This is a genomic window from Lysinibacillus sp. 1 U-2021 (genome assembly GCF_029916965.1).
GTDB classification, from domain to species: domain Bacteria; phylum Bacillota; class Bacilli; order Bacillales_A; family Planococcaceae; genus Lysinibacillus; species Lysinibacillus capsici.
The window spans coordinates 4,337,253-4,361,598 of sequence record NZ_CP123966.1 but is presented as its reverse complement, the minus strand read 5'-3'; the positions used below and the strand labels follow the sequence as shown (position 1 = coordinate 4,361,598).

The window sequence follows — 24,346 nt, the reverse complement described above, 5'->3', positions numbered from 1 at the left end:
TTACCTTTTCTAATAAACTTTGAATTAAAAAGACTCATAAAAAGTAGAGCTATTTCCGTCATTCTTATACTAATAATGTTGGTTCTTCCAATTATCATGAATAACTTAGACACTCAGGAAACTTTTATTGAAAAATGGTATGGAACACTTCAATTACAAATGGTATTTTTACTTATTTTAATACCGAGTATGGTTTCATATGTTTGGAAGGGGTATCTTCAATCTTTTGAAAGAGCAGTCATCCTACTAAAATTGACAAATAGGTCGATGTATATAGTTGGAAAAATCGTAGCAGTTATTCTTTTTGTTTCAGTGTATCTATTTTTCTTCTACGTAGTTTTTTTTATATTTTATGTAAATAAAGTTCCTATTAGCATTCTATTAATTACATTGTTTCAAGTCTTCCTTTCTATTTTCTACAGCATTACCTTTAGCTTTTTCATTTCCTTTTATTTGAAACGTACTGTATATCTACACATTTTACTAATAATATATTTGGTATTCAGCATTTATTTAAATTCTCCTTATTTTTCTATATGGTTCAATCCTGATTTTATACAACATCAAATGACTGACCTGCTATTTAATGTAAAGAGAGGTATTTTTCTAAGTATTGGCATACTATTTATGTTTGGAAATGTGTTGCTATTTAAAAGAAGGGTGAATGACAAATGAGAGATATCTTTTTATTTTGGTCGAAAGTGGTCTTACGAAGTGATTATTTGTTGACTTATTATGCTATCGTCATTCTATTATGTATCTCTCAGTATTTCTTTACAGTCAGTGATGCTCAAGCATTGATTCCTTTATATGGGATTTTCTCAAGTGTATTAACGATTCAAATTATAACTTTGCATCAAAGATATCATGTAGAGAAAATTTTAATGATTTCCCCAATATCGAATGGAAAGCTTTTATTATGGCAATGGGTTTTCAGCTTTATTCTGACCACCCCTGCAATTATGTTACTAGTTGGTTTTGTAAAGTTTGTATATGTAGAGACACCAATATATAAAATTCTACTTATCGTTTTTATTTTTCAGCTATTTACTATATCCATTCCATTTTTGATGGCAACAATTTTTAAAAGTCAAGCAGTGTCTATAATTTTAATTGTCATCATTTATTTTTTATTAATGCTAATGCATGGTTATAGACTAGAAACGATTCAATATTTAGCTCCAACTCTTAACTTTATGTATCCAGATTTTATTCATTACTTAAATGTTATAGGTGTTTTATCCGTTTGTTTGTGTTCTATATCGTTCGCGATTTTATTCAGCAGGAAGGCCACCAATAAAACGGAAAAGTGGGTTGCTGGAATTATGACCAGTATGATGCTTTTCGTTCTATTAAGCTTACATTTTTATAATGGATATAAAGAAGAAGAGCTGTCAAATAAGCCTTATCAAAATTATCAATATAACGGGCTTACTGTCCAATACAAAGGTGTAAGTATAGAAAAAATGAAGAATTATGCGAATGTTTATAAAGACATTACTCAAATAATGGAGAGCTTTGGTGTCAACAACATTCCGTATCACACGCTGAAAATAACGAGGGTTTTTAGCCTTCCAGATAACAATAGTTTAGAAAATATTATTAGTAGCTCTGGCGACATCATTGAAATACGCCCGTATTCTAATAAATTTTTTGAATTTAACTATGGCTATAATATTACAGAAGACATGATAAATACATTAATGAATGAACAGTGGGAAAACAAGGAACAAACTAATTGCTATGAGGTTTTAAAAAGAACAATTGAGCAAAAGGTTATATACACAAATAAAAGCATGCTCTTTAGTGAGGCGAAAAAGAAGTCAGTAGAAAATTTGTTCATAAGTAATGAAAAAGATCCGTATATGGAAAAGTTTCTACATATATTACAGGAAGAACCGAAAAATGCTTATCTGTATATCAAAAGGTTATAAGAAAACCTTAACTAAATTAGGGAGACAGAGTATTATTTCATGAAAATATTAGGTGAGGTATTTAAGTATACAAAGCCATACAAAGCAAAATTATTTCAAGTAAATATTTTGATGGGCATTTCTATGATTTTAAGTATAGTACACCCCCTTTTATTTGGTAAATTTATTGATTCTATAACAGTAAAAGACCTCAATTCAGCATTCATAATTATAGTGTTTATGGCTTTTTTGTTTCTTTTTAATTTATTTTTTAAAGTAATCCAAAAATATTATTTAACGAAATTTGCCTGCTATCTACAAATGGATATTAAGTTAAAGATAATAAAAAGAATCATGGCTATGGACATGGATGAGTATCAATTAAAAGCAAAAGGTGAACTGATGAATAAAATAGAAAATGATACAAAGGCATTTTCTGAAGTAGTATCAGAGTTTTTAAATATTGTTGTAGATTTTATCAGCATAATAATTGTGTTAGTAATATTGATAAATCTTAATTTTATTTTAGCTAGTATTTTATTCATAGCTTGTCCTTTAGCACTTATCATTTTTAAATATTATGGAAGAAAAATAAGGATGATGGATACTGCCATCAAAGAAGATTTAGATTCTTATTTAACCTATTTGGGAGAATTACTGTCATCATTTAAATTATTTAAGATATTTAATACTGAGACAAACGCAATAGATAACTATCAAAAGAAAATTACCTTATTATACAAAAATACTCTTGATAAAATGCGTTTAAGTATAAAATCAGCATCAATAATAGAATTAATAAACTTTACAAGTTATTTGATTATCCTTATTATAGGTGCCTACTTTATTTATAAAGGAAGCCTCACGTTAGGAGTATTAATAGCATTCACTACCTATGCCAATAACTTTAGTCAGTCATTTTTAAGATTTTCTCAACTAAATTCATTTTTACAAGAAGCAATTGTGTCTGTAAATAGAGTAAAAAACTTAATGCAAGACAATAAATATCATCTAAAGAAATTAGAAGTACCTGACTATGTAAATTCTTCGCATCATTTTAGAAAAGATAAAATAGTATTACGGAATGTAAGCTTTACCTATACTAATGCATTATCTCCAGTTTTAGAAAATATAAATCTCCAAATACCTTTGAAGAAAATTGTATTGATTAAGGGAGAAAGCGGATCAGGTAAATCGACATTATTGAATATATTATCAGGTTTATACATTAATTATCAGGGTGAAATATTTCTATCCAATCAAAATATTAGATATATTCCTATTGATGTTTATAGAAAAAGGGTATGTTTGGTAACGCAAGAGCATTTTATAATGACAGGGACAATAAGGGAAAATTTGTTATTAGCAAAGCCGAATGCAACGGACGAAGAATTAATTCAAATTTGTAAAATGGTTAACATTTATTCATATATAGAAACGTTGGACTATAAATTTGAAACTCTTATAGGGCATAACGGGCTTGAATTATCTACTGGGCAACAGCAAAGACTTTCAATAGCAAGATCGCTTCTAAGAGATGCGGATATCTATTTGTTTGACGAGATTACTTCTGCGCTTGATAAAGACAATCAAATAAATATAGAAACATTACTTTTATATTTAAATAAAGAAAAACAAAAGACTGTTATATTGGTTACTCATCACCCTGTTTTAATAAGTGAAGCAGATAAAATTTTTGAAGTTGATAAGCATCAAGTGAATGAGAGGGATTCATTAGTTGTTACAAGCTCTTGATAAGCCTATATTGTTTGAATAGGTAGTGTTACTAAGTTAACACTCAAAAAATTTTTTCCTCTTGACACTAAAAAAGTTGTAAAGTAGATTTAACATAATTACATAAAAGCAATAGGTGCCCACTAGGGAGAATAGGGAATAAAGTGAAAAGCTTTAGCGGACCCGCCACTGTATAAGGGAATTTCATAGTGTATGCCACTAGCAAATTGCTGGGAAGGTACTATGAGGTGTTGAACTTGAGCCAGGAGACCTGCCTACATGCTTTAGAAGATATAGATGATGGAAAAGTCTGTAGTTTATTTGTCATGACAATAAACTACAGACTTTTTATTTTGTCTTAATGAGAACGAGAGGAGAAATAATCATGCAATTATTACAAGACACGATTCAAAACATTCAGGGGGCTGATATGAAAAGTATGGAGCAAGCCAGAAAGCGGATTGATGCGCTTTGTAAGCCCCCAGGTAGCTTGGGTAAACTAGAATCACTTGCCGTACAGCTCTCTGGTATAACAGGACAATTATATCCGATGGTCGACAAAAAAGTGATGATTGTCTGTGCTGCAGATCATGGTGTTTGCGAGGAAGGTGTAACCACGAATCCACAAGATGTTACGGTCTTTCAAACATTAAATTTTCCTAAGGGGGGTACAGGCGTTTGTGCGATTGCTGGCATTACCAATGCAAAGGTGGTCACAGTAGATGTTGGGGTAAAAGGAGATATTCCACTTGATGCAGGTGTCCTTATTCATAAAATTAAATATGGTACAGATAACATGGCACAAGGTCCCGCTATGACCAAACAAGAAGCCATTCAATCGATAGAAGTAGGAATCCGTGTGGCCACTGAGGAAATCATAAAAGGTGCTGATGTACTTGGGACTGGAGAAATGGGCATCGGCAATACAACACCAAGTGCTGCGATATTAGCTGTTTTGACGGGATGCAACCCTATCGAAGTAACGGGGTTTGGTGCAGGAGTAGGCCAAGGAGGCATTGCCTATAAAGCGGCAGTTATTGAAAAAGCAATTACCTTAAATAAGCCTAATCCAAATGATGTTATTGATGTTCTGGCTAAGGTTGGAGGGTTAGAGATAGGGGCGATGACAGGTATTATTCTTGGCGCAGCAGTCCATTGTAAACCCGTTGTCATTGATGGATTTATTTCGACTATAGCCGCCCTCATTGCTTATAAGCTCGAACCAAAAGTAATCGATTATATCATTCCTTCCCATGCTTCAGAGGAACCAGGGGCAAAAATTGCCGCTGCCTTACTAGGCATTGAACCAATGTTGCACATGAATATGCGTTTAGGCGAAGGTTCTGGAGCAGCCTTAGCCTTTCCTATTTTAGATGCAGCTTGCTCGATGATGAAAAACATGGTGACTTTAGAAGAATCAATGCAGTTGTTAAAAAGATAAAAACAATAAAACAGCCAATGACTTAATTTTTGGTCATTGGCTGAATGGTATTTATGCACGATTTAATTTTCGTAATGGCAAGCGCCACTTCATCATATAGGAAAGAATACGTAAAGCTGTAATTACTGCGAATAAAATATAAAGGAAAATATCCCCTGTAAAAACCTCGAAGCCGATTAACAATCCAGCAAGAGCTGCCCAAACCCCATAAACTTCATCACGGAGAACTAATGGTTTTCTTCTAGCTAATAAATCTCGTACAATTCCACCACCTGAACCTGTCAAAACAGCAGCTACAATGACTGCGCTTACTGGCATATCAAGCTTGACAGCATAGAGTGCGCCTTGAATTGCGAATGCTGATAAGCCAATCGCATCTGTGAAGTTACCCCAACGATGCCAATGTTGAATCAGATGATGGGGAAAAATAAAGAATATCGTAATCGCAGCAAGCGCTATTTGAAACATCATATCCTGTCCCCAAAGTGTTGTGACAGGTAGTCCAATGAGTAAATTTCGGATAGCTCCTCCACCAAAAGCAGTCACAATACCAAGTATATATACACCGAATAAATCGTATTCTTCTTCCATGGCAATAATTGCCCCCGAAATAGCAAAGGCAATTGTTCCTATAATACTAAAAACCTCCCAAGCCATCCCTTTCACCCCTTCTATCAATAAATAAACTTTTTTAAAAGTTAAAAGACTTTTTACGTAACAGAATCTATGAATTTAATAGCCAAAATCGGTCATTAAATACGCTTCTTGAAATGAGTCCGCACATTAGCTTAGCGTAAAATGCCCTTAGAAACAATAGGCAAGTTTTACAGGTGCACATACAAATTGATAAAATGTGATTAAAATAAAGAAAAACATTCGTCAAAAGCGTTCATATAACAGTAGTTGGTTAGGGAATTCTAGAGTGATTGAAGTCAATTTAGATAGTCAATAAATCTTACTGATTGAAATGCGAGACATTATGAAATGGAGAAGAAAGAATGACGTTTACATCAAAGTTATCAACAGAAACGCTATCGTTAGCGGAAAAAGTAGAGGAACAAGTTCGGCCTTATCATGCCAAGGTAGAAGAAATGGCGTTCTACAATCAGCAGAAGGTGCTAGCAGCTTTCAGAAAGCATCAAGTAAGTGATTATCATTTACATCCAACAAACGGCTATGGCTATGATGATGAGGGACGGGATAATCTAGAGCGTGTTTATGCAGAAGTATTTGGTGCAGAGGCAGCCATAGTTCGACCACAAATTATTTCAGGGACACATGCAATTACGCTTAGTCTATTCGGTATTTTACGTCCTGGTGATGAGCTGCTTTATATTTCTGGTCAGCCATATGATACATTGCAATCCATTGTCGATGGTGGTGAAAAAGATACAGGTTCACTGAAAGATTATAAAATCGGTTATCGACATGTGGATTTACTAGATAATCAGGTTATTGATTGGGCAGGTGTCGAGGCTGCTATTACAGCACAAACCAAAATGATCGCGATTCAGCGTTCAAAAGGCTATGCAACACGTCCATCCTTTACAATAGAAGAAATTGCAGATATGTGTGTAAAGGTACGTAAAATAGCCCCGAAAGCTGTTATTTTTGTAGATAACTGCTATGGCGAGTTTGTAGAGGCACAGGAACCTACAGAGGTCGGTGCTGACTTAATGGCAGGCTCGCTCATTAAAAATCCAGGTGGAGGCTTGGCTAAAATTGGTGGCTATATTGCTGGCCGAGCAGATTTAGTGGAGAAATGTGCCTATCGTATGACTTCTCCAGGTATTGGAGCAGAAGCGGGGGCCACATTAAATACACTAGGTGATTTTTATCAAGGATTTTTCCTGGCACCCCATGTTGTATCGCAAGCACTTAAAGGGGCGATATTTACAGCTGCAATGCTCGATGAAATTGGCATGAGTACTACTCCGAGCTATCATGCGAAGCGTACAGATTTAATTCAATCAGTATCTTTTCAAACAGCACAGCAAATGATTGACTTTTGTCGCGAAATACAAGCGAACTCACCGATAAATGCCCATTATGCTCCTGAACCAGCCTATATGCCAGGCTATGAAGATGATGTCATCATGGCGGCTGGAACATTTATTCAGGGGTCCAGCATTGAGCTAACAGCGGATGGCCCAATACGACCGCCATATACAGCATTTATCCAGGGTGGACTAACATATGAACACGTTAAATTTGCTATATGCAGTGCGGTTCAAGCCATTCAAAAAGCATAACAAGACAATAGATAAAGCCTAAATATGAAGAGTTTTTTACAATTTTTAATCAGATTGAAAAAAATAGTGCCATTCATGTTAGATAACCTTACATGGTTGGTTGACAGTAAAAAAAATTCGTTATATGATAAGCGGGTATTGGAGGAGGACTTAAATGAGTCGTGAAATTAGACGAACTATGCCGTTATTATCGATGAGTATCGTGATGCAATTAACAGAGCTTTCGGCAAGACAAATTCGTTATTATGAAGAACACCATTTAATTGAGCCGCACCGAACAGAAGGCAATCGACGTATGTTTTCACTAAATGACGTCGATATATTGCTTGAGGTTAAAGACTACTTAGAACAGGGTATGAATATGGCGAAGATTAAAAAAATATTTGCTAAAAAGAAAAATCCTGTTGCAACAACTGATGAGCAAGATTTAAGTGATTCAGAATTACGCCAAATTATGCGCGAAGAAATGCGTCAAGCACAGCGCATGCAAAAATCGTCCATCCGAAGAGGGGATTTATCTCGATTCTATTAATAAATAGGGTAGGGTAAACATAAAAGCTAGACAAATTATAGGAGTGTGGAAAACTGTGGGTAAATACACAAAAGAGGACATTAAACGTCTCATCGAAGAAAAAAACGTAAGCTTTATTCGTTTACAATTTACAGATATTCTTGGCACTATCAAAAATGTTGAGATTCCTGTAAGTCAATTAGACAAAGCACTGGAAAATAAAATGATGTTTGATGGCTCATCTATTGAAGGTTTCGTTCGAATCGAAGAATCTGATATGTATTTATATCCTGATCTTGATACTTTCGTAGTATTCCCTTGGACTTCTGAAAAAGGGAAAGTAGCACGTTTTATCTGTGATGTATACACTGCGAAAGGCGAACCGTTTGCTGGTGACCCACGTAACAACCTAAAACGAATTCTTAAAAAAATGGAAGAAATGGGCTTCTCAAGCTTCAATTTAGGGCCTGAGCCAGAATTCTTCTTATTCAAATTAGATGCAAAAGGCGAACCAACATTAGAAGTAAATGACCATGGTGGTTATTTCGATTTAGCGCCAACAGACCTTGGTGAAAATTGCCGTCGTGATATCGTGTTAGAGCTAGAAGAAATGGGCTTTGAAATTGAAGCATCACACCATGAGGTAGCTCCAGGACAACACGAAATCGACTTTAAATATGCGGATGCTGTTACTGCGTGTGATAACATCCAAACATTCAAATTAGTGGTTAAAACAATCGCTCGTAAACATGGCTTACACGCTACATTTATGCCAAAACCACTATTTGGTGAAGCGGGCTCTGGTATGCACTTTAACGTGTCACTATTTAAAGGCAAAGAAAATGCGTTCTATGATGAATCTACAGAATTAGGTCTTTCTGAAACAGCTATGCAATTCATGGCGGGTGTTCTTGCACACGTACAAGGTTTCACAGCTGTAACAAACCCAACAGTTAACTCTTATAAACGTCTAGTACCAGGTTATGAAGCACCATGTTATGTAGCATGGTCTGCACAAAACCGTTCACCATTAATTCGTATTCCATCTGCACGTGGCCTTTCAACTCGTGTTGAAGTACGCTCTGTAGACCCTTCTGCAAACCCATATTTAGCGATGGCTGTTATTTTAGAAGCAGGTCTTGAAGGTATTCGTCAAAGCCTAACACCACCTGCTGCTATTAACCGCAACATCTATGTGATGTCGGAAGAAGAGCGTCAAGCAAATGGTATTGAAAACCTACCTGCAGCACTTGATGATGCACTAACATTACTTGCTAAAGATCAAGTAGCACAGGAAGCATTAGGTGAGCATATTTATGCAAACTTTAAAGAAGCAAAAGAAATCGAGTTCGATATGTACCGTACAACTGTTCATCAATGGGAACGCGATCAATATTTAAAAATGTATTAATCATAAAGATACCGAGTGCCTGATAAAGGGTACTCGGTTTTTTTCTGAACATATTAGGAACGATGAGGTCATATGATAACCCCATCGTTATTTTAGTATTAGCGCATATGTTTATGATGGTGTGGCATATGGCAAGGGTTAGGTGGCATACCGCACATTGTATGTGTTTCACAGCATTCATTCACGACAGATTCTGTGCATGGGAAATAATACTGATGATCAATCATATGTTTGTTCACTGTTGTAACATGTGCAGGTTGTACGTGTGGAACAACTGTATGGATATAATTTGTGCGTACATATTGCTCTGGTGGTAAAAATTGTGGTGGATCATATTGCATGGGCATCATTTGTGGCGGACAGCAGTGTGGACCTTTTGCCGGATGGCGTCTTCGTTGAAACATGTTATTACCTCCTGTTTTGATAAGTTGTAGTTCATTATTAAGATATGAGATATACGTCGATAGGGTCTATTTATTTGCCTATTAATGCATAGGTAAATCTAACAAGTAACTAAAATAGTAGAAAATCTATAATCAATTTGCCTACGTCTTTGAGTGAAATGAAAGCATGACATATTGTTGAAAAAAGATGATGTTAACGGCAGGAAAAGCAATTTCGCGGGGCGAGGCGTTTTCCTTTCCAAAGGGCATAAGTTCTCCTCGATCATGTGCAAAACTTTTTTCATACTAACAGTAGAGAACAAAATAGCACATATTTTCGAAGTGAAGAAGTAACGAGTCTAACAGCCATCCACTTGCTTGTTTTTCAACACAATGAGTAGGTTTTAGTTTTATTAAAATAACGTTCTTCCTCGCGTCATTAGCTTATTGGTTAAATGTCATGAAATTTTAAAATAAATTTTTATTAAAAAAGTATGTTTTTTGAAAAAATAGATATTGTCAATAAAACAATCGTACAGTATACTCTTTAATTGATAATGATTATCGTTGTCGATTATTTCTTAGGAGGAAATGTATGCCAAAATTATCACTGCAAAAAAAGAACTTTTTTGTACTTTTCACACTACTATTAACCTTCGCGTTATTATTAGTTGGGTGTGGGGAGAAAACATCGAACTCCAGTAGTTCACAAGAGAACGACAAAGCAGAAGAAAGCAACACTGAATCAGCATCTTCTAGTCGTGAGATTACACATGCAATGGGTACTACAACGATTGAAGGCACACCTACAAAAATCGTTACACTATATCAAGGCGCAACAGATGTTGCAGTTGCTATGGGCATTAAACCAGTTGGGGTAGTAGAATCTTGGGCAGAAGCGCCTGTTTATAATTATATGAAGAATGAGCTTGATGGCGTTGCGATTGTAGGACAAGAAACACAACCAAACCTTGAAGAAATTGCAAAGCTTAAACCAGATTTAATTATTGCTTCTAAAGTACGTCATGAAGAAATTTATGATCAGTTATCGCAGATTGCACCAACAGTTGCTCATGAAACGGTTTTCGATTTCAAAGGAACAGCTGAAATGATGGGTCAAGCAATGAATCAAGAAGATAAGGTGAATGAATTACTTGGCGATTGGGATACACGAGTAGCTGATTTCCAAAAAAAAATCAAAGAGAAGCTTGGCGATAAATGGCCATTCCATGTTTCTGTTGTCAACTTCAGAGCAGACCATGCTCGTATTTATGTGACAGGTTATGCGGGTTCTATTTTATCTGAGCTTGGATTCCAAGGTCCTAAAAATTTAACAGATGATTCTTTAGAAATTGTGAAGCTAACTGACAAGGAAAGCATCACACAAATGAATGCTGATGTTATTTATATGTTTATGGAAAATGATGAGACAGTGAAAAAAACTTATGAAGATTGGACAAACCATCCACTTTGGAAAGAGCTTGACGCAGTGAAAGCGAATCAGGTTTATCAGGTAGATGAAATTAATTGGAATCTAGCAGGTGGTATTACTAGTGCTAATTTAATGCTAGATGATATTTATGACAAGTTTGAATTAGAAAAATAGTGAATGAAGGATGGGCTGTTAAAAGTGTTAGAGAATACTTGAATAACAGCCCTCTCATTGTAGTGTTTGAGCATAATTGAAACCTACATAAGCTAAATTGTGGATCAAGAAAGTTGGCATAACATGAGAATTATTCTTTCCAGTACACCGATGAAACAAATAGGTTTATTCATCAGCTGTTTGATTCTTTTGCTGGCATTTATATTCAGCATAGCTATTGGTCAAACGTCCATACCTTTTTCGTCAATCTATGATGCTATTTTTCATTTTGATGCTGCTAACAAGGAGCATGTCATTATTCGAACATCTAGATTTACAAGAGCTGTGATCGCTACAGTAGTTGGCGCAAGCCTTGCCATTGCGGGCGCATTAATGCGAGCATTAACAAGAAATCCTTTAGCAGCTCCTGATATTTTAGGTATTAATGCAGGGGCCATATTTTTTATTGTCAGTGCTATTACTCTTTTTTCCGTTCAATCTTTAATGAGCTATATGTGGATTGCCTTTTTAGGGGCAGGTGCAGCGGGGGCGATGGTTTTTTTCCTAGGCTCATTAGGAAGAGATGGGTTAACACCGATAAAAATAGTATTAGCTGGTGCAGCGATTACAGCTCTATTTGTCTCGTTTACGCAGGGGCTTTTAGTCATCGATGAACAAGGTTTACAAAGTGTCCTGTTTTGGTTAGCGGGTTCTGTATCGGGGCGTAGTATTGAAATGCTCGTGCCTGTCTTACCGTTTATTTTAGGAGTGACAGTTGTGGCAATATTTATGGGGCGTTCAATCAATATTTTACAATCAGGAGATGATATTGCCAAAGGATTAGGACAACGAACAATGATTACGAAAATCACGCTAGGCATAATTATTATCATACTGGCAGGCAGTTCAGTAGCTGTTGCAGGTTCAATAGGCTTTATTGGCTTGATTGTCCCTCATATGGCGCTCCATCTTGTTGGCACGGATTATCGCTGGATTATTCCCTACAGTGCCGTGTTGGGAGCAATATTGCTACTGTTGGCTGATATTGCGGCAAGATATGTGATTATGCCATTGGAAATGCCGATTGGTGTCATGACAGCCTTAATCGGAGCTCCTTTCTTCATTTATATTGCACGAAAGGGGTTAGCAAAAAATGCCTAATTATGTGTCGGTTCGAACGAAAACTAATCGTATATCCTTTCAAATTGCTAAAAGAACGGCTTGGATACTACTACTATTAAGCTTATTATTAGTCCTCATTACGGTTCTTGGTTTATCTGCGGGGAGCGAGTTTATCCATCCTGTCACAGTGGTGAAAGAATTATTAGGCTATGGCAATGGAGATTACGATTTTGTCTTACATACATTAAGGCTCCCGCGTGTCTTAATGGCCTTATTAGTTGGTGCTGCGCTGGGAGTTGCCGGTTTAATTTTACAAGGAATTATCCGTAACCCTCTTGCTGCCCCAGATATTATTGGTGTAACGAGTGGAGCATCGATGGGTGCAATTATTTTTATCGTGTACTTTATGGGCTCAGTCAGCATTCAATTTTTACCGTTAGCTGCTATATTAGGTGCTGGTATTGTCTCCTTCGTCATTTATCTACTATCATGGAGAAAAGGAGTCACACCCATTCGAATGGTACTAATTGGAATTGGTATCTCAGCCTTAGCAAAGGCGGTTGTGACGATGCTGCTTGTAATCAGTAATGTAGCCGCTACAACGAAAGCCTATTTATGGCTGACAGGTAGTTTGTATGGGGCCAATATGCAGGATGTCTATTTGCTATTACCGTGGCTAGTCATTTTAGTGCCACTAACATTTATTTTAGCAAGAACGGTGAATGTGAAGGAATTAGGCGATGAAATAGCGATAGGGCTAGGAGTAAAAGTACAAGTGTATCGATTACTTTTTCTACTCATTAGTGTCATGCTAGCTGGTTCTGCAGTAGCTTTTGCTGGTGGCATTGCCTTTGTTGGATTAGTGGCTCCTCATATGAGCAGAATGCTTGTTGGGCGTTCCTTTGCAGGATTAATTCCTGTGACAGCTATTATAGGTGGAATCATTGTCATTCTGGCTGATATGGTGGCACGCACAGCCTTTTTACCAAAGGACTTACCTACAGGAGTCTTTACTGCTGCAATTGGCGCACCATTCTTTATTTATTTATTATTTAGAACGCGCAATCAATAAAGCTTCATGATAAAAAAATTAAAAGCAGGAGAAGAAGGTGACAGGGTTTTGAAAAATGTCTTAGAAGCACAAAATTTACATGTAAGTTATGGAGAAAATCTTATTTTAGAGGATTTGAATCTTCAAATACCAAAAGGAAAAATTACAGTACTAGTTGGGGCCAACGGTTGTGGAAAATCTACACTACTTCGGACATTTGCACGACTACAAAAAGCGAAGTCGGGTGAAATTTTTTTAGATCAGAATAAACTAGATGCCATTTCAACGAAAGAAGTGGCGAAACGTTTAGCTATTCTGCCGCAGGGCCCTGTTGCACCAGAAGGATTAACTGTTCAGCAATTGATTAAGCAAGGTCGTTATCCACACCAAAGTTGGTTAAAACAATGGTCTACGGAGGATGAAGAAATTGTAAACAATGCGCTTGCAGTAACGCAGATGACTGAATTTGCTGATCGCCCAGTAGATGCATTATCAGGTGGTCAGCGGCAACGTGTATGGATTGCTATGACATTGGCTCAAAAAACAGATCTAATTTTACTAGATGAACCTACTACATATTTAGATATGGCTCATCAAGTAGAAATTTTAGATTTACTATTTGATTTAAATGAAAATGAAGGGCGTACCGTCGTTATGGTATTACACGATTTAAACTTAGCCTGTCGCTATGCCCATCATATTGTGGCTGTGCGTAATAAACAGGTTTATGCCCAAGGCAAGCCAGAGGAAGTGGTGACAGAAGAGATGGTCCAGGCTGTTTTTCGTATGGATTGTACCATTATTAAAGACCCGCTCTTTGGTACACCTTTATGTGTGCCACATGGCAAGGGGCGAACAGTTCAAACAGTGGAATTAGAGGAGGTAGGGATCTGTTGAGCCTATCACTGTCAGCTGAAGAAACATCCGTGTTACTAAGAGACTATCGATTGGCGATAGAGCCTGCAGTAGATGCTACATACTCTTTATATGCCAAAAATTTATTGGACAATGAACAAGCTCTAGATTATTTACAAAAAATTGCCCATTTCTTTCAATCGCCCTCTATCCTAGTTACGGCATCGTTATTTGCGAAGCGCTATAGCGTCTTAACGATAGCTTCAGCCTTCTATGCTATGTCCAGATACGATAAAGGACTACATTGCAGAATTGATAATATGTGGGTAGAAGCGGAATATACAAAACCTTGGCTTCCCAAAATTCGGCTAATCAATCGCACAGTGTCAATACCTACTGAAGACCGAGAAAAATGGCGTGATGAGGTTCTTAGAGAAATCTTTGCGAATAATTTAGCGAAGGTTTGGCAGTCGTTGGCGGAAATAAGTAAAATTCCAAAAACAATCTTATGGGAAAACACAGCTATTTATGTGAATTGGCTCTATGAAACAAAAATAGGGGAAGGAGCCAGTGAGCAAGAAAAGGCCCGTATACAAGAGGATTATCATTATATTGTAAACCTAGCACCAGGCTCTATTTTTGGAGAAAGAAAAAATCCTTTGACGAACTATTGTGGTCCTAAAGTGACGATTATGGAATCGGAGCAACCTGTACGCTTGAGAAAAACATGTTGTTTCTATTATCATACCTCTGAAGAAGCAAATGATTTTTGTATCTCCTGTCCAAAAATAAAAAGATGATCATAACAACAAAATCTCTAACCACCAAAAGTGAGTAAACACTTATCATTTCATAAGTGTTTATTCACTTTTATGTTGGTTGTCAATACCTGCCAATAAATAAGGAATTGCAGGTTTGATAAATTCTTCAGGCTGTATCTCCTGATTGCTAGTTCTCCATTCTATAGAAGCGCCATAGATTCCCCAGCTTAATATTACAGCAGTCATTTTTAGCGCTTCGTTCCCTGTCGCTGCATTTTGTTTCAATAACATTTTGTAAAAGATAATTTCAAGCTGCTCTCTAATAATTCGAGCAATTGTCTCTTCATAGCCTCGATGACAACGATTAGACAATGACTTTTGAAAATTAGTTATCGCTTTAAAGAGAATAAGGAAAGCTCCTTCATTAAGTTCGTTATGTTGTAGAAAGTCATCATTCAAATTAACTAATAATACTTCTGATAGGACCTTCTCTAACAAATCATATATATCTTCAAAGTGATAATAAAAAGTTGCACGATTAATCATGGCCTCTGTCGTAATATCCTTAACCGTTATATCCTTGAACTCTTTTTTACTAGAAAGTGCAATGAAAGAATCCATGATTAATTTACGAGTCCGTATAACACGAAGATCTGTCTTAGATGAGGTCATTACTTAGCACTCCTTTTTAAACAATTTCTTCAAAGTGTTGTATATACAACAATTCAAATAGATTATTGGTTTATTGATGATTTTATTATGAATAAAATACAACTGTAAGGCAAATAAGAGTGTTATATATTTATTTTTAATGAAAGTAAGAAAAGGGGATAGTCAATTGAAGAATCATCCAATGGTTTGTGATTTAGAGACAGGTGTATGTGGAGTAGCTGGCGAGGAGGAATTGGGGATGATTGATTTTAATCAACCAAAGAAATCCATTGAAGTATACTATGTAACTGATCCAATATGTTCTCATTGTTGGGCACTCGAACCCGTTCTTCGACGTTTTATCGAGCAGTACGGACACTATTTTAACTTTCATACGATTATGGGAGGATTACTAGAAAAATGGGGTGATGGTCCAGTAGATCCTGCTAATGGAATATCTGGACCTGCCGACGTTGTAGGACACTGGAGAGAAGTGGGAGAAAATTATCGCATGCCAATAGATGGAACAGTGATGATGAACAATCCAGTGCAATCATCCTATCCACCATCTCGTGTTTTTAAAGTGATTCAAAAAAATCAGCATGATGCTATAGCATTTGAATATTTGCGCAGAGCAAGAGAAGCGCTATTCGTATTCAATCAAAATATTGCAGATACATCCGTTATGATTGACATTGTAAATAGACTGGGGCTTGATGGAGCGGCTATTGTAAACGAATCAGAACAAACAAACGGGCAACCGTTATTAAATGAAGATTTTGACCTTGCAAGAAATCTAGGCGTAAGAGGATTTCCAACTATTATTATGATGAATGAAGATAATAAAGGGTTGAAAATTGTTGGTGGGCGTCCATTTGTAAACTATGTGGAAGGACTAAAACAGGTTCTCAATTTGGAAGAGCTGCAACCAAAACAACAGCCATCTCTTTTAAGCTTGCTTGAAAAAGAAAAGCTTCTATTTTCGAAAGAAATTGAAGTCATGTATGATTTGGAAAAGTCAGAGGTTATATCTTATGTGAAAAAAGAGCTTTCATCAGAGCAATATGAAATGAAAGAAATACTCGGTGAATGTTATATTACTACTAAATAATGAGGAGAATGGCAATGACATACGTATTACAGGTAGATTTTAAATTGGATGGACCATTTGGTGATGTGATGGCAGAAGCGTTTTCTGATTTAGCCAAAAGTATTTATGAAGAGGAAGGACTTTTGTGGAAAATTTGGACAGAGAGCCCTGAAACAAACGAAGCAGGCGGCATCTATCTATTCGAATCTAAACGCACAGCTGAACAATATATAGAAATGCATTCCAAAAGGCTAGCTGAATTTGGGATTACTACTATCAACGCAAAAATCTTTGCGATCAATTCAAAACTGACTGAAGTCACGAAAGGTCCAGTAAAACAATTAAAAAAATGCTGATGCATACTAGAATTGCTAGCTCATTCACAGGAGTCTAATTTCGAATTAAGAAGTTAGACTCTTTTATTTATGGATGTATAAAAATTCAGAATATTGCGAGGTTGAACCAAATGTGTTGTAGCGTTTACAATAGTTTTATAACACGTTAATGGTATAAAAACATGAATAATGTGAGTGTTATTCTATTTAATGCTCAATACTTCAAAGCTTTTAAAATAGTCCTATAACAGAAGGAGGGATGAGATAGTGAATGAACACAACATATATTTGCTTGTATAGTAGTACAACGATGGATAAATAAATGTTTCTTATAAACACTATTTTAATTGTTGTAATGCAAAATACATAAATTATTGAGATTAAAAGAGATGAGGTTTTATAAAAAAATGAAAAAGTATTCTGTTGCTACATATTTTTACTTCATTATTCCGTCTTTAATTGGTATCTTTCTATTTATGACCCCCCTTTTAACAGAAGAGGGCTGGAAAGTGCCCATTGCCATACTAGCCAATGTTTTAGCGGGGATTGTGGCTCCGGTCATTAGCTATTTTACAATTATAATGTTTGCCATCTCTGCGATTGGTGCACTGATAGCGAAATTTATCCCTCGTAAAAATGCTAAAGAACCTAGTATTTTAGATTCATTGTTTTATGTTAATTGGTTTTGGACCATTACTCGTTTTATCGGTTTAGCCTTTGCTTCAATGGTGGTCTTTAATTTTGGACCTTCTGCCATTAATAATGAAAATACAGGTGGACTCCTAATGGATCCAAATGAGGGACTTGTGACGTTTTTATTTACCATTTTTTTGTTTGCTGGTTTCCTTTTACCGTTTTTAACAAACTTCGGTTTACTTGAATTTTTCGGGACAATGATGGTGAAAATTATGCGGCCACTGTTTAAAAGTCCAGGGCGTTCTTCCATTGATGCTCTTACTTCATGGGTTGGTGATGGCACAATAGGTGTGTTAATGACAAGTAAACAATATGAGATGGGGAACTATACAAAAAAAGAAGCTGCGATTATTGCCACAAGTTTCTCAGTAGTGTCCATCACATTCTGTATCGTTGTGCTGGATACTGTGCATTTGGCACGCTATTTTATTCCTTATTATTTGACAGTAGTCCTTTGTGGAATTGTATTAGCCATTATTATGCCTCGAATCTATCCACTTGCGAAAAAAGAAGATACATATATAGATGGGACACCAGTAGATTATTCACGTGAGAAATTACCAGAGGGCTATAATTCTGTCTCACATGGCTTAGAAAATGCACTTGCTATTGCGCATGCAAATCGTGATCCTCGACAATTTTTCAAAGATGGCTCTAGAAATGTAATTGATTTATGGGTGGGTGTTGCCCCTATCGTTATGGCTTTTGGGACAATTGCCTTAATGCTTGCTGAATTTACAAGTATTTTTGTGATTTTAGGAAAACCATTCGAGCCAATTTTAACCGTCCTTGGCTTACCTGAAGCGGCTGAAGCAGCGCAAACAATGGTTGTTGGCTTTGCCGATATGTTTCTACCTTCTATTTTAGGGGCAGGGATTGAATCGGATGTTACTAGATTTGTTATTGCAGTTGTTTCTGTGTCACAGCTGATCTATATGTCTGAGGTAGGTGGACTTATTTTAGGTACAAAAATTCCATTGAAATTTTTGGATTTAGTCGTCTTATTTATACTACGTACGCTTATTTCTCTTCCAATTGCCGCATTGGTTGGTCACCTACTCTTCTAACTAAAATGCCAAGTCTTAAATGGACTTGGCATTTTTCATAAACAGATTGTAATCGATTTTCTTTAGACGTCTCCATAACGTCAGCATGTAGATAAAGAGTACTAAAATGATAAGATAGGCACTTAACATGGAGCCTGCCGTATTTCCCATAATGTTAAAGAAATTATTCAGTCCATGGAAAATAATTGTTACGATAATTGATTGACCTTCCAATACAAGTAAAGCTAGAACAAGGCCAACTAAAAGAGCATAGATGATTTGAAGAATCGTATCTTCTAGAGATTGGCCATCTAGTAATTGTAACGCATGTGTGACGCCAAACAATATACTAGAAATCCAGACAGCAGAAAAAGCCCCTTTTGCTAATAGCATGCGTAGCATAATGCCTCTAAATACAGACTCCTCAATAAACGCTACAATGAAAATTTGCATGATAAACATGACAACTAAATCACTAATAGATGTCATATTCAATCCTTTTGTGCTTACTAAGATGATGCCGAAAATAAGAAGAAGCGGTAAGGTGATGAAGAAATGATTCTTATTAATAGGATAAAAGAAATATTCTCTCCATTTCTTTTTCGTCGCTATATATATGAAGAGACCTAATGCAAATGGGATTGACAGCGCAAACTGTAGAAAAGGGCTTAAAGGTTGTTTGATAGAAACAAAGGCACCATTTAAAACATAGAAAAATAGGAGTAGAGACTCTAAACCAATTATTTTTATCAACATTTTTGAGTTCATGTTATTATCTTCCTCCTATTCTATTTATACAGGATTTACAGAAACCTTTCGCATACTAGCTGAAATAACTAGATAGAGGAAAATACTAAAAACAAACATGCTCCCTAAAATCGCTAATATAGATGAATTGGCTAATAGTTTATACAACGGAGAATACCATTCAAAGATCACCATTAATATAGGTATTAATGCTAGGAAACCAATTAAGCTATAGCCTCCTAGTATGCCTAAACGATAAAAAACAACGTTAAGGAGAAGGCCAGAACTTAGACAAAATAAAAGCAAGACCGTATCCAATACTACTGTTTGGAAAAATGAATGGGTAATATCAAAAAATAAGATAGGGTGGATGATAATAATATCTTTGATATTGAATAGGGTAGAAACATAAGAAATGATTTGATGAGCACACGCAATAATCAAGGCACCGACCAGACTCCAGCTGATAAAAAATAGCCCGACATACAACATATATTGCTGACGACTTAATCCTAGCTTTAAAAAATAGGGTAAGGTTTTATTGAGAAGTTTTGTTGCCATCATACTGTAAAAAATATAAACAGGAATTGAAATAGTCATAGCAAATGATACATATTGACCAAAAAATGCATCTAAGAAAAATGACAAAAGCACAATCGAAAATAAAATGCTCCAAAAAATAATATTTTGCTTCTTATAGCTTTGAAATAAGATATAAAAACTGCCTTTCATCGTGTTCATCGCCCTGGCCTCACTTTCTGTTTACTTAAATAGACGAGCATATCTTGAAGAGAAACAGATTCAAGCGTAATGTTCTGATCTTCAATGGATTGACCATTTGCGAAGACAATAGCTGTCATCTCTTGCATAAATGTATGTTGATAGATTACTTGTAAATCCCCAATTGCTCTCTCAACATCTGAGGCATTGCCTTTTACAGCCACAATATGATCTCGCCATTCATCAGTGGTCTTTTGGAGCAAAAGTTCGCCCTCATGTAGAATGAAAATTTCCTCAAATAGCTCGCTCGCCTCATCGATTAAATGTGTAGATAGAATAAATAATCGCGGATTTTCTGTTTGCTGCTCAATTAACAAATCATAAAACATATTACGTGCGGCTACATCTAAACCGATATATGGTTCATCGAATATAGTTATAGCTGTACAACTTGCAAAGCCTGTAATAATTCCAAGTGCGGAGACCATCCCTTTTGAAAGGTTACGCACTTTATCTTTTGGATTCAGGGCGAATACTTGTAGCAGTTCCTGAGCTAGCTCCTCATCCCATTTTGGATAAAAGAAGCGATTGGCCTTTAATGTTTGGGCAATGGTCATTTCTTCTTGAAAGTTGCCACTTTCAGCCACAAAGCAAATATCACGTAATGTGGATGGGGCATTAAAGACATTTTCTCCGTTAACTAAAATTTCTCCGCTTGTTGTAGAGATGAGGCCTGATAATAAATTCAAAAAAGTTGTTTTGCCAGCACCATTGTGTCCTAAAAGGCCAATAATCTTTGGTCCCTCCATGGTGAAAGAGATATTTTTCAAAGCTGCTTTCTGTTTATAGGATTTCGTGACATTACTCACATTAATTTTCATTCATGATCCCCCTTGTATCAATTTTTGTAACTCTTCATCTGAAATGCCTAGACGTCTTGCTTCCTTTTTCAATGGTTCAATATGTTGCTGGACAAAGCTTTCTTTACGCTCAGTAATTAAAATATTTTTGGCGTCTGCATGGACAAACATACCGACACCTCTCTTTTTATAAATGACGCCCTTATCCACTAATTCATTCACGCCTTTCCCAGCAGTTGCAGGATTAATCTGGTATTCTTTTGCAAACTCATTTGTAGATGGAATGCGATCTTCAGGCTGTAGCTGTCCATCTAGAATGGCATCTTCTATTCTTTCACGTATTTGTTGGAAAATGGGCTTTTCGTTATTTAAAGAATGAATCACAATCCACCTCACTTGTTAGTTGGTTAATTACTTGTGTAACTAACCATATAACTTATGGCATCCATTGTCAATGATTTGGTAAAAAAATGTACAAAAATTTTTACATAAAAAAAACCTTCTCATTTTTGAGAGGGCTCTAAGTAAACTAAATAGATGAACATGTTATTCATGAAAAAGCTTCCTTCACTTTCTATGTTTGAAAATAGTTTGCATCACAAAATATTATCAAAAAATCCTAGTAACTTGGCGAGAATTCCATTTTTGCATATGTGTCACATAACCACTATGCATATACTGTGGCAAGAGGGGGGGAGGTGAGCTTTTATGAGAATTAATTGGAAGGTTCGTCTTCAACATATTCCATTTCTACTAGGGCTATTTTCATTGCTGCTCTTACTCGCACAACAAGTGGCTGCAATTTTTGGCTATGATTTTACAGGGGTGATGAGTGAGCAAATATCATCTATTTTAAATACAGTCTTGTCCATTCTTGTGTTAATGGGGGTCATTGTCGATCCAACCACACGGGGCACTAGTGATAGTGAACGTGCCTTAATGTATCGGAGACCGAGATAAAATGAACAAAAAGTGTAATTTTACAATAAGGATAAATATGTTATAATGTTAGAAAATTGATAAAGTGGGGAGGATGATTGAATGTCCCTTGAATTGGAGCGCAGAATTGCAAAGCTCGAGGAGGAAATGGCAGATTTACGTCAGGAGTTGTCAGTATTAAAAGGTTCGCAAAGAGCTGAAAAAATTAATACTCTTGATGCCAGACAGTCGATGATCAAGCAATCAGAACCAATTAAACCAAAACCAGTACTGGAGTCGAAGCCTATCCCGACTAAAGTAGCGGAAAAAGAAGTGCAACCACAGCCATCGATGGAGGAACGTGTTATGTGGGCACTTCCAAAAGTATTCATGGTTATTTTAGTAATGGGCGTACTTTGGGGTCTAAAACTTGTCAGTGACTATGGCTATTTATCGGATGGCGTGAAAATCATCCTTGCCTATGTACTATCGGTGGGATTGGCGGTTATAGCCTATGTACTAGAGCGTAGGAAAGTAGGCTCATCAGCTATAACGATTTCTTTATATGGTGGGGCATTTATTGTTGGTATTTTAACAACCGCAGCGAGTGCCATATTATATGAAATCATTGGTCTTATTCCAGCACTAGGCATTACGCTGCTTTATATTGCCTATGGTATTGCCATTAGCTATTTGAAGAAAAATGAAGCACTAACTGTTTTTGTTGCCTTTACATCATTATTACTACCTTACTTACTAGAATATATGGATTTTAGTGCTGTCATTATTTTATTATTTGTGGTCGTATTGTTTGCTGCATTGCAGTTAGTGATTTACCAGCACAAGCAAAAGCTAGCCCTTTATATCGCCACATTCTTTTCAGTGCTAGCAGTGAGTGTTATAGCATTTATGAATAGTGATCAGCAAGTAGTTTTTGCACTTGGCTTACTTGTGATTCTAGCAATCTTTTATGCAATATGGTGTTTACTGTATAACGCACAATCCAAATGGAAGCCACTTCACATTGGACTCCAATTTTCTTTAGGCTCATTTAGTTTATTACTGCTGAACCTAATCATTCGTTCTCTTGAAAATGGAGAAATGCTACTCCTCATTTTAATGGCTTTATTTGGCGCTGTAGCGTTTTATAGCTATCGTCAAAAATGGCAGGAGGTACTGGATAGTGCTGTGACACTTGTGTTTATCACCTTCTGTAATATGATACTTCTATTGAATATTCCGAATAAAGTGGATGATTTATTGTATCCTTTGATTGCATTTGCAGGCGTGATGATGAGCTTACGAATACGTGCAAGTATGATGAAGGTCGTTACTTCACTTTCCCTTGTGATGACATTTACACTAAACTTTGTTTTCCATGAACCAAGTCCATTTTTCAGCATCGATCATTTAAGCTTATTTATGCCAATCATCTATTTCATCATTATTTATTTATATGCAAGACGTCCTAAAGAGGCACTCTCACCTTTTGAAAAGGTCATGAAGGATTTGTATGTAATCGATATTTTAGCAGTGGTCACAGCTGGCTATTTCTTAGCCTATATTAGCAAGCTAGATGCCGTATACTTTACAGCCACAAATGACATTCCATATATGGTGTGTATCGTACTAGCTGTATTATTTACTGGTTCTTTATTTGTAGAGGAAACTTACAAAGGGCGTGCTTTAACGCCAGTACTTGGCGCATTTTTCCTACTTGTCTCCTTGATGATTAGTACTAGGGTGTCAATGTTGGAAAGCTTAAACACTATCACTAGATTAATTTATTTAGCAGTGGTTGTAGCGATTGTCGCTGATGTGCTTGTAAAAGGAATTATTTATCGATTGTACGAGGACCGTCTGGGGAAATATGTGGACGCCATTGTAAGTACGGGGATTGTGCTCACGATGATTTCAATATGGGGGCTGATCCATCAGTTTACGTTTAACAACGCCCTTGATTGGAAGCTAAGTATCGCTCTTACAACTATTACATTATTCTTAACTGCTAGTGTATCACTATGGATTAGTTCCACACATCATTTAAAAACATTGCGCACAACAGGCTTTATTATTTTAGTTATCGCATTTATTAAGCTAATTTTCTTTGACTTATCTGCCCTTGATTTACTGATTAGAGCTGTTCTATTTATTACCATTGGTGGTATTGGAATGCTATTGTCGGGTAGGTTGTTGAGGAAAAATGAATAGAATAAAGATATAATTGCTAGTAAAAGGTAGTCATTAAATACAAAATACCAAAG

Annotated in this window: 23 protein-coding genes and 1 riboswitch; of the genes, 16 read left to right on the top strand and 7 right to left on the bottom strand. The window is 36.2% G+C overall.

Annotated features, from left to right (window positions below; translation table 11 throughout):
- Positions 1–671 precede the first annotated feature (671 nt).
- From QH639_RS23250 to cobT, 3 genes are all read left to right on the top strand, one after another.
- The gene (locus tag QH639_RS23250) at positions 672–1,934 is read left to right on the top strand and encodes an ABC transporter A family member (protein ID WP_281115341.1); all 1,263 of its coding nucleotides are present in this window, start codon (positions 672–674) and stop codon (positions 1,932–1,934) included.
- Between the two features lie 39 nt (positions 1,935–1,973).
- Complete coding sequence (locus QH639_RS23245; RefSeq protein ID WP_131519482.1) at positions 1,974–3,668, top strand: ABC transporter ATP-binding protein; 1,695 nt, start codon at positions 1,974–1,976, stop codon at positions 3,666–3,668.
- Positions 3,669–3,764: 96 nt separating this feature from the next.
- A riboswitch (cobalamin riboswitch) is annotated at positions 3,765–3,940 on the top strand.
- Positions 3,941–4,032: 92 nt separating this feature from the next.
- Positions 4,033–5,088, top strand: coding sequence for a nicotinate-nucleotide--dimethylbenzimidazole phosphoribosyltransferase (cobT, locus tag QH639_RS23240; RefSeq protein WP_281115340.1), 1,056 nt, complete (start codon positions 4,033–4,035; stop codon positions 5,086–5,088).
- A gap of 51 nt (positions 5,089–5,139) precedes the next feature.
- Here the strand turns inward: cobT and QH639_RS23235 are convergent, their stop codons facing one another.
- The gene (locus QH639_RS23235; RefSeq protein WP_004225816.1) at positions 5,140–5,745 is read right to left on the bottom strand and encodes a trimeric intracellular cation channel family protein; all 606 of its coding nucleotides are present in this window, start codon (positions 5,743–5,745) and stop codon (positions 5,140–5,142) included.
- A 341-nt stretch (positions 5,746–6,086) separates the two neighbouring features.
- Here QH639_RS23235 and QH639_RS23230 point away from each other — a divergent pair, with 341 nt between their 5' ends.
- The 3 genes from QH639_RS23230 (at position 6,087) to glnA (ending at position 9,262) form a co-directional block, all read left to right on the top strand.
- On the top strand, positions 6,087–7,340 hold the full coding sequence (locus tag QH639_RS23230; RefSeq protein WP_131519484.1) for a methionine gamma-lyase family protein: 1,254 nt from the start codon (positions 6,087–6,089) through the stop codon (positions 7,338–7,340).
- A gap of 154 nt (positions 7,341–7,494) precedes the next feature.
- On the top strand, positions 7,495–7,872 hold the full coding sequence (locus QH639_RS23225; RefSeq protein ID WP_131519485.1) for a MerR family transcriptional regulator: 378 nt from the start codon (positions 7,495–7,497) through the stop codon (positions 7,870–7,872).
- 55 nt (positions 7,873–7,927) lie between these two features.
- Positions 7,928–9,262 (top strand): type I glutamate--ammonia ligase, encoded by a 1,335-nt coding sequence (glnA, locus tag QH639_RS23220; RefSeq protein ID WP_004225810.1) that lies wholly within the window; start codon positions 7,928–7,930, stop codon positions 9,260–9,262.
- 98 nt (positions 9,263–9,360) lie between these two features.
- Here glnA and QH639_RS23215 read toward each other — a convergent pair whose 3' ends face one another.
- The gene (locus QH639_RS23215) at positions 9,361–9,666 is read right to left on the bottom strand and encodes a CotD family spore coat protein (protein WP_016991980.1); all 306 of its coding nucleotides are present in this window, start codon (positions 9,664–9,666) and stop codon (positions 9,361–9,363) included.
- A gap of 574 nt (positions 9,667–10,240) precedes the next feature.
- On the opposite strand from QH639_RS23215, the gene QH639_RS23210 reads away from it, so the two are divergent.
- From QH639_RS23210 to QH639_RS23190, 5 genes are all read left to right on the top strand, one after another.
- Positions 10,241–11,251, top strand: a complete 1,011-nt coding sequence (locus QH639_RS23210; RefSeq protein WP_281115339.1) for an ABC transporter substrate-binding protein — start codon at positions 10,241–10,243, stop codon at positions 11,249–11,251.
- Between the two features lie 123 nt (positions 11,252–11,374).
- A complete protein-coding gene (locus QH639_RS23205; protein WP_131519487.1) occupies positions 11,375–12,391 on the top strand; it encodes a FecCD family ABC transporter permease in 1,017 nt (338 codons plus the stop codon).
- Positions 12,384–13,424, top strand: coding sequence for a FecCD family ABC transporter permease (locus tag QH639_RS23200; protein ID WP_281115338.1), 1,041 nt, complete (start codon positions 12,384–12,386; stop codon positions 13,422–13,424). Before QH639_RS23205 ends, QH639_RS23200 begins: the two co-directional genes overlap by 8 nt.
- A gap of 48 nt (positions 13,425–13,472) precedes the next feature.
- A complete protein-coding gene (locus QH639_RS23195; RefSeq protein WP_131519489.1) occupies positions 13,473–14,300 on the top strand; it encodes an ABC transporter ATP-binding protein in 828 nt (275 codons plus the stop codon).
- Entirely contained in the window at positions 14,297–15,058 is a 762-nt protein-coding gene (locus QH639_RS23190) for an IucA/IucC family C-terminal-domain containing protein (RefSeq protein ID WP_237899746.1), read from the top strand. The genes QH639_RS23195 and QH639_RS23190 overlap by 4 nt, the downstream gene beginning before the upstream one ends.
- Before the next feature lie 60 nt (positions 15,059–15,118).
- Here QH639_RS23190 and QH639_RS23185 read toward each other — a convergent pair whose 3' ends face one another.
- Positions 15,119–15,691, bottom strand: coding sequence for a TetR/AcrR family transcriptional regulator (locus tag QH639_RS23185; protein WP_131519491.1), 573 nt, complete (start codon positions 15,689–15,691; stop codon positions 15,119–15,121).
- Positions 15,692–15,857: 166 nt separating this feature from the next.
- Between QH639_RS23185 and QH639_RS23180 the strand changes: the two genes are divergently transcribed.
- The 3 genes from QH639_RS23180 (at position 15,858) to QH639_RS23170 (ending at position 18,858) form a co-directional block, all read left to right on the top strand.
- Positions 15,858–16,781: a DsbA family protein gene (locus QH639_RS23180; RefSeq protein ID WP_131519492.1), complete on the top strand. Its 924-nt coding sequence runs from the start codon at positions 15,858–15,860 to the stop codon at positions 16,779–16,781.
- A gap of 14 nt (positions 16,782–16,795) precedes the next feature.
- Positions 16,796–17,116, top strand: coding sequence for a monooxygenase (locus tag QH639_RS23175; RefSeq protein ID WP_131519493.1), 321 nt, complete (start codon positions 16,796–16,798; stop codon positions 17,114–17,116).
- Between the two features lie 386 nt (positions 17,117–17,502).
- Positions 17,503–18,858 (top strand): YjiH family protein, encoded by a 1,356-nt coding sequence (locus tag QH639_RS23170; RefSeq protein WP_131519494.1) that lies wholly within the window; start codon positions 17,503–17,505, stop codon positions 18,856–18,858.
- Between the two features lie 15 nt (positions 18,859–18,873).
- Here QH639_RS23170 and QH639_RS23165 read toward each other — a convergent pair whose 3' ends face one another.
- Genes QH639_RS23165 through QH639_RS23150 form a run of 4 tightly spaced genes read right to left on the bottom strand, consistent with a single transcriptional unit; the run spans position 18,874 to position 21,548 of the window.
- Complete coding sequence (locus tag QH639_RS23165; protein WP_131519495.1) at positions 18,874–19,605, bottom strand: CPBP family intramembrane glutamic endopeptidase; 732 nt, start codon at positions 19,603–19,605, stop codon at positions 18,874–18,876.
- Positions 19,606–19,629: 24 nt separating this feature from the next.
- Positions 19,630–20,325 (bottom strand): hypothetical protein, encoded by a 696-nt coding sequence (locus QH639_RS23160; protein WP_054550576.1) that lies wholly within the window; start codon positions 20,323–20,325, stop codon positions 19,630–19,632.
- Positions 20,322–21,185: an ABC transporter ATP-binding protein gene (locus tag QH639_RS23155; protein ID WP_131519496.1), complete on the bottom strand. Its 864-nt coding sequence runs from the start codon at positions 21,183–21,185 to the stop codon at positions 20,322–20,324. Before QH639_RS23155 ends, QH639_RS23160 begins: the two co-directional genes overlap by 4 nt.
- Positions 21,186–21,548: a GntR family transcriptional regulator gene (locus QH639_RS23150; RefSeq protein ID WP_131519497.1), complete on the bottom strand. Its 363-nt coding sequence runs from the start codon at positions 21,546–21,548 to the stop codon at positions 21,186–21,188. It abuts the gene before it with no gap.
- Between the two features lie 324 nt (positions 21,549–21,872).
- Between QH639_RS23150 and QH639_RS23145 the strand changes: the two genes are divergently transcribed.
- Together QH639_RS23145 and QH639_RS23140 are read left to right on the top strand one after the other, a co-directional pair.
- Positions 21,873–22,124: a phage holin gene (locus tag QH639_RS23145; protein WP_131519498.1), complete on the top strand. Its 252-nt coding sequence runs from the start codon at positions 21,873–21,875 to the stop codon at positions 22,122–22,124.
- A gap of 81 nt (positions 22,125–22,205) precedes the next feature.
- Positions 22,206–24,293 carry a DUF2339 domain-containing protein gene (locus tag QH639_RS23140; protein WP_131519499.1) on the top strand — a complete coding sequence of 696 codons (2,088 nt, stop codon included), beginning with the start codon at positions 22,206–22,208 and terminating at the stop codon, positions 24,291–24,293.
- Positions 24,294–24,346 lie beyond the last annotated feature (53 nt).

Bases quoted from the DNA above. Each gene is read 5' to 3' on its own strand.
- QH639_RS23230 (WP_131519484.1), top strand. From the start codon at position 6,087: ATGACGTTTACATCAAAGTTATCAACAGAAACGCTATCGTTAGCGGAA.
- QH639_RS23215 (WP_016991980.1), bottom strand. From the start codon at position 9,666: ATGTTTCAACGAAGACGCCATCCGGCAAAAGGTCCACACTGCTGTCCG.
- QH639_RS23250 (WP_281115341.1), top strand. From the start codon at position 672: ATGAGAGATATCTTTTTATTTTGGTCGAAAGTGGTCTTACGAAGTGAT.
- QH639_RS23170 (WP_131519494.1), top strand. From the start codon at position 17,503: ATGAAAAAGTATTCTGTTGCTACATATTTTTACTTCATTATTCCGTCT.
- QH639_RS23210 (WP_281115339.1), top strand. From the start codon at position 10,241: ATGCCAAAATTATCACTGCAAAAAAAGAACTTTTTTGTACTTTTCACA.
- QH639_RS23235 (WP_004225816.1), bottom strand. From the start codon at position 5,745: ATGGCTTGGGAGGTTTTTAGTATTATAGGAACAATTGCCTTTGCTATT.
- QH639_RS23175 (WP_131519493.1), top strand. From the start codon at position 16,796: ATGACATACGTATTACAGGTAGATTTTAAATTGGATGGACCATTTGGT.
- QH639_RS23165 (WP_131519495.1), bottom strand. From the start codon at position 19,605: ATGAACTCAAAAATGTTGATAAAAATAATTGGTTTAGAGTCTCTACTC.
- QH639_RS23160 (WP_054550576.1), bottom strand. From the start codon at position 20,325: ATGAACACGATGAAAGGCAGTTTTTATATCTTATTTCAAAGCTATAAG.
- cobT (WP_281115340.1), top strand. From the start codon at position 4,033: ATGCAATTATTACAAGACACGATTCAAAACATTCAGGGGGCTGATATG.
- QH639_RS23145 (WP_131519498.1), top strand. From the start codon at position 21,873: ATGAGAATTAATTGGAAGGTTCGTCTTCAACATATTCCATTTCTACTA.
- QH639_RS23155 (WP_131519496.1), bottom strand. From the start codon at position 21,185: ATGAAAATTAATGTGAGTAATGTCACGAAATCCTATAAACAGAAAGCA.
- QH639_RS23140 (WP_131519499.1), top strand. From the start codon at position 22,206: ATGTCCCTTGAATTGGAGCGCAGAATTGCAAAGCTCGAGGAGGAAATG.
- QH639_RS23225 (WP_131519485.1), top strand. From the start codon at position 7,495: ATGAGTCGTGAAATTAGACGAACTATGCCGTTATTATCGATGAGTATC.
- QH639_RS23185 (WP_131519491.1), bottom strand. From the start codon at position 15,691: ATGACCTCATCTAAGACAGATCTTCGTGTTATACGGACTCGTAAATTA.
- QH639_RS23200 (WP_281115338.1), top strand. From the start codon at position 12,384: ATGCCTAATTATGTGTCGGTTCGAACGAAAACTAATCGTATATCCTTT.
- QH639_RS23205 (WP_131519487.1), top strand. From the start codon at position 11,375: ATGAGAATTATTCTTTCCAGTACACCGATGAAACAAATAGGTTTATTC.
- QH639_RS23245 (WP_131519482.1), top strand. From the start codon at position 1,974: ATGAAAATATTAGGTGAGGTATTTAAGTATACAAAGCCATACAAAGCA.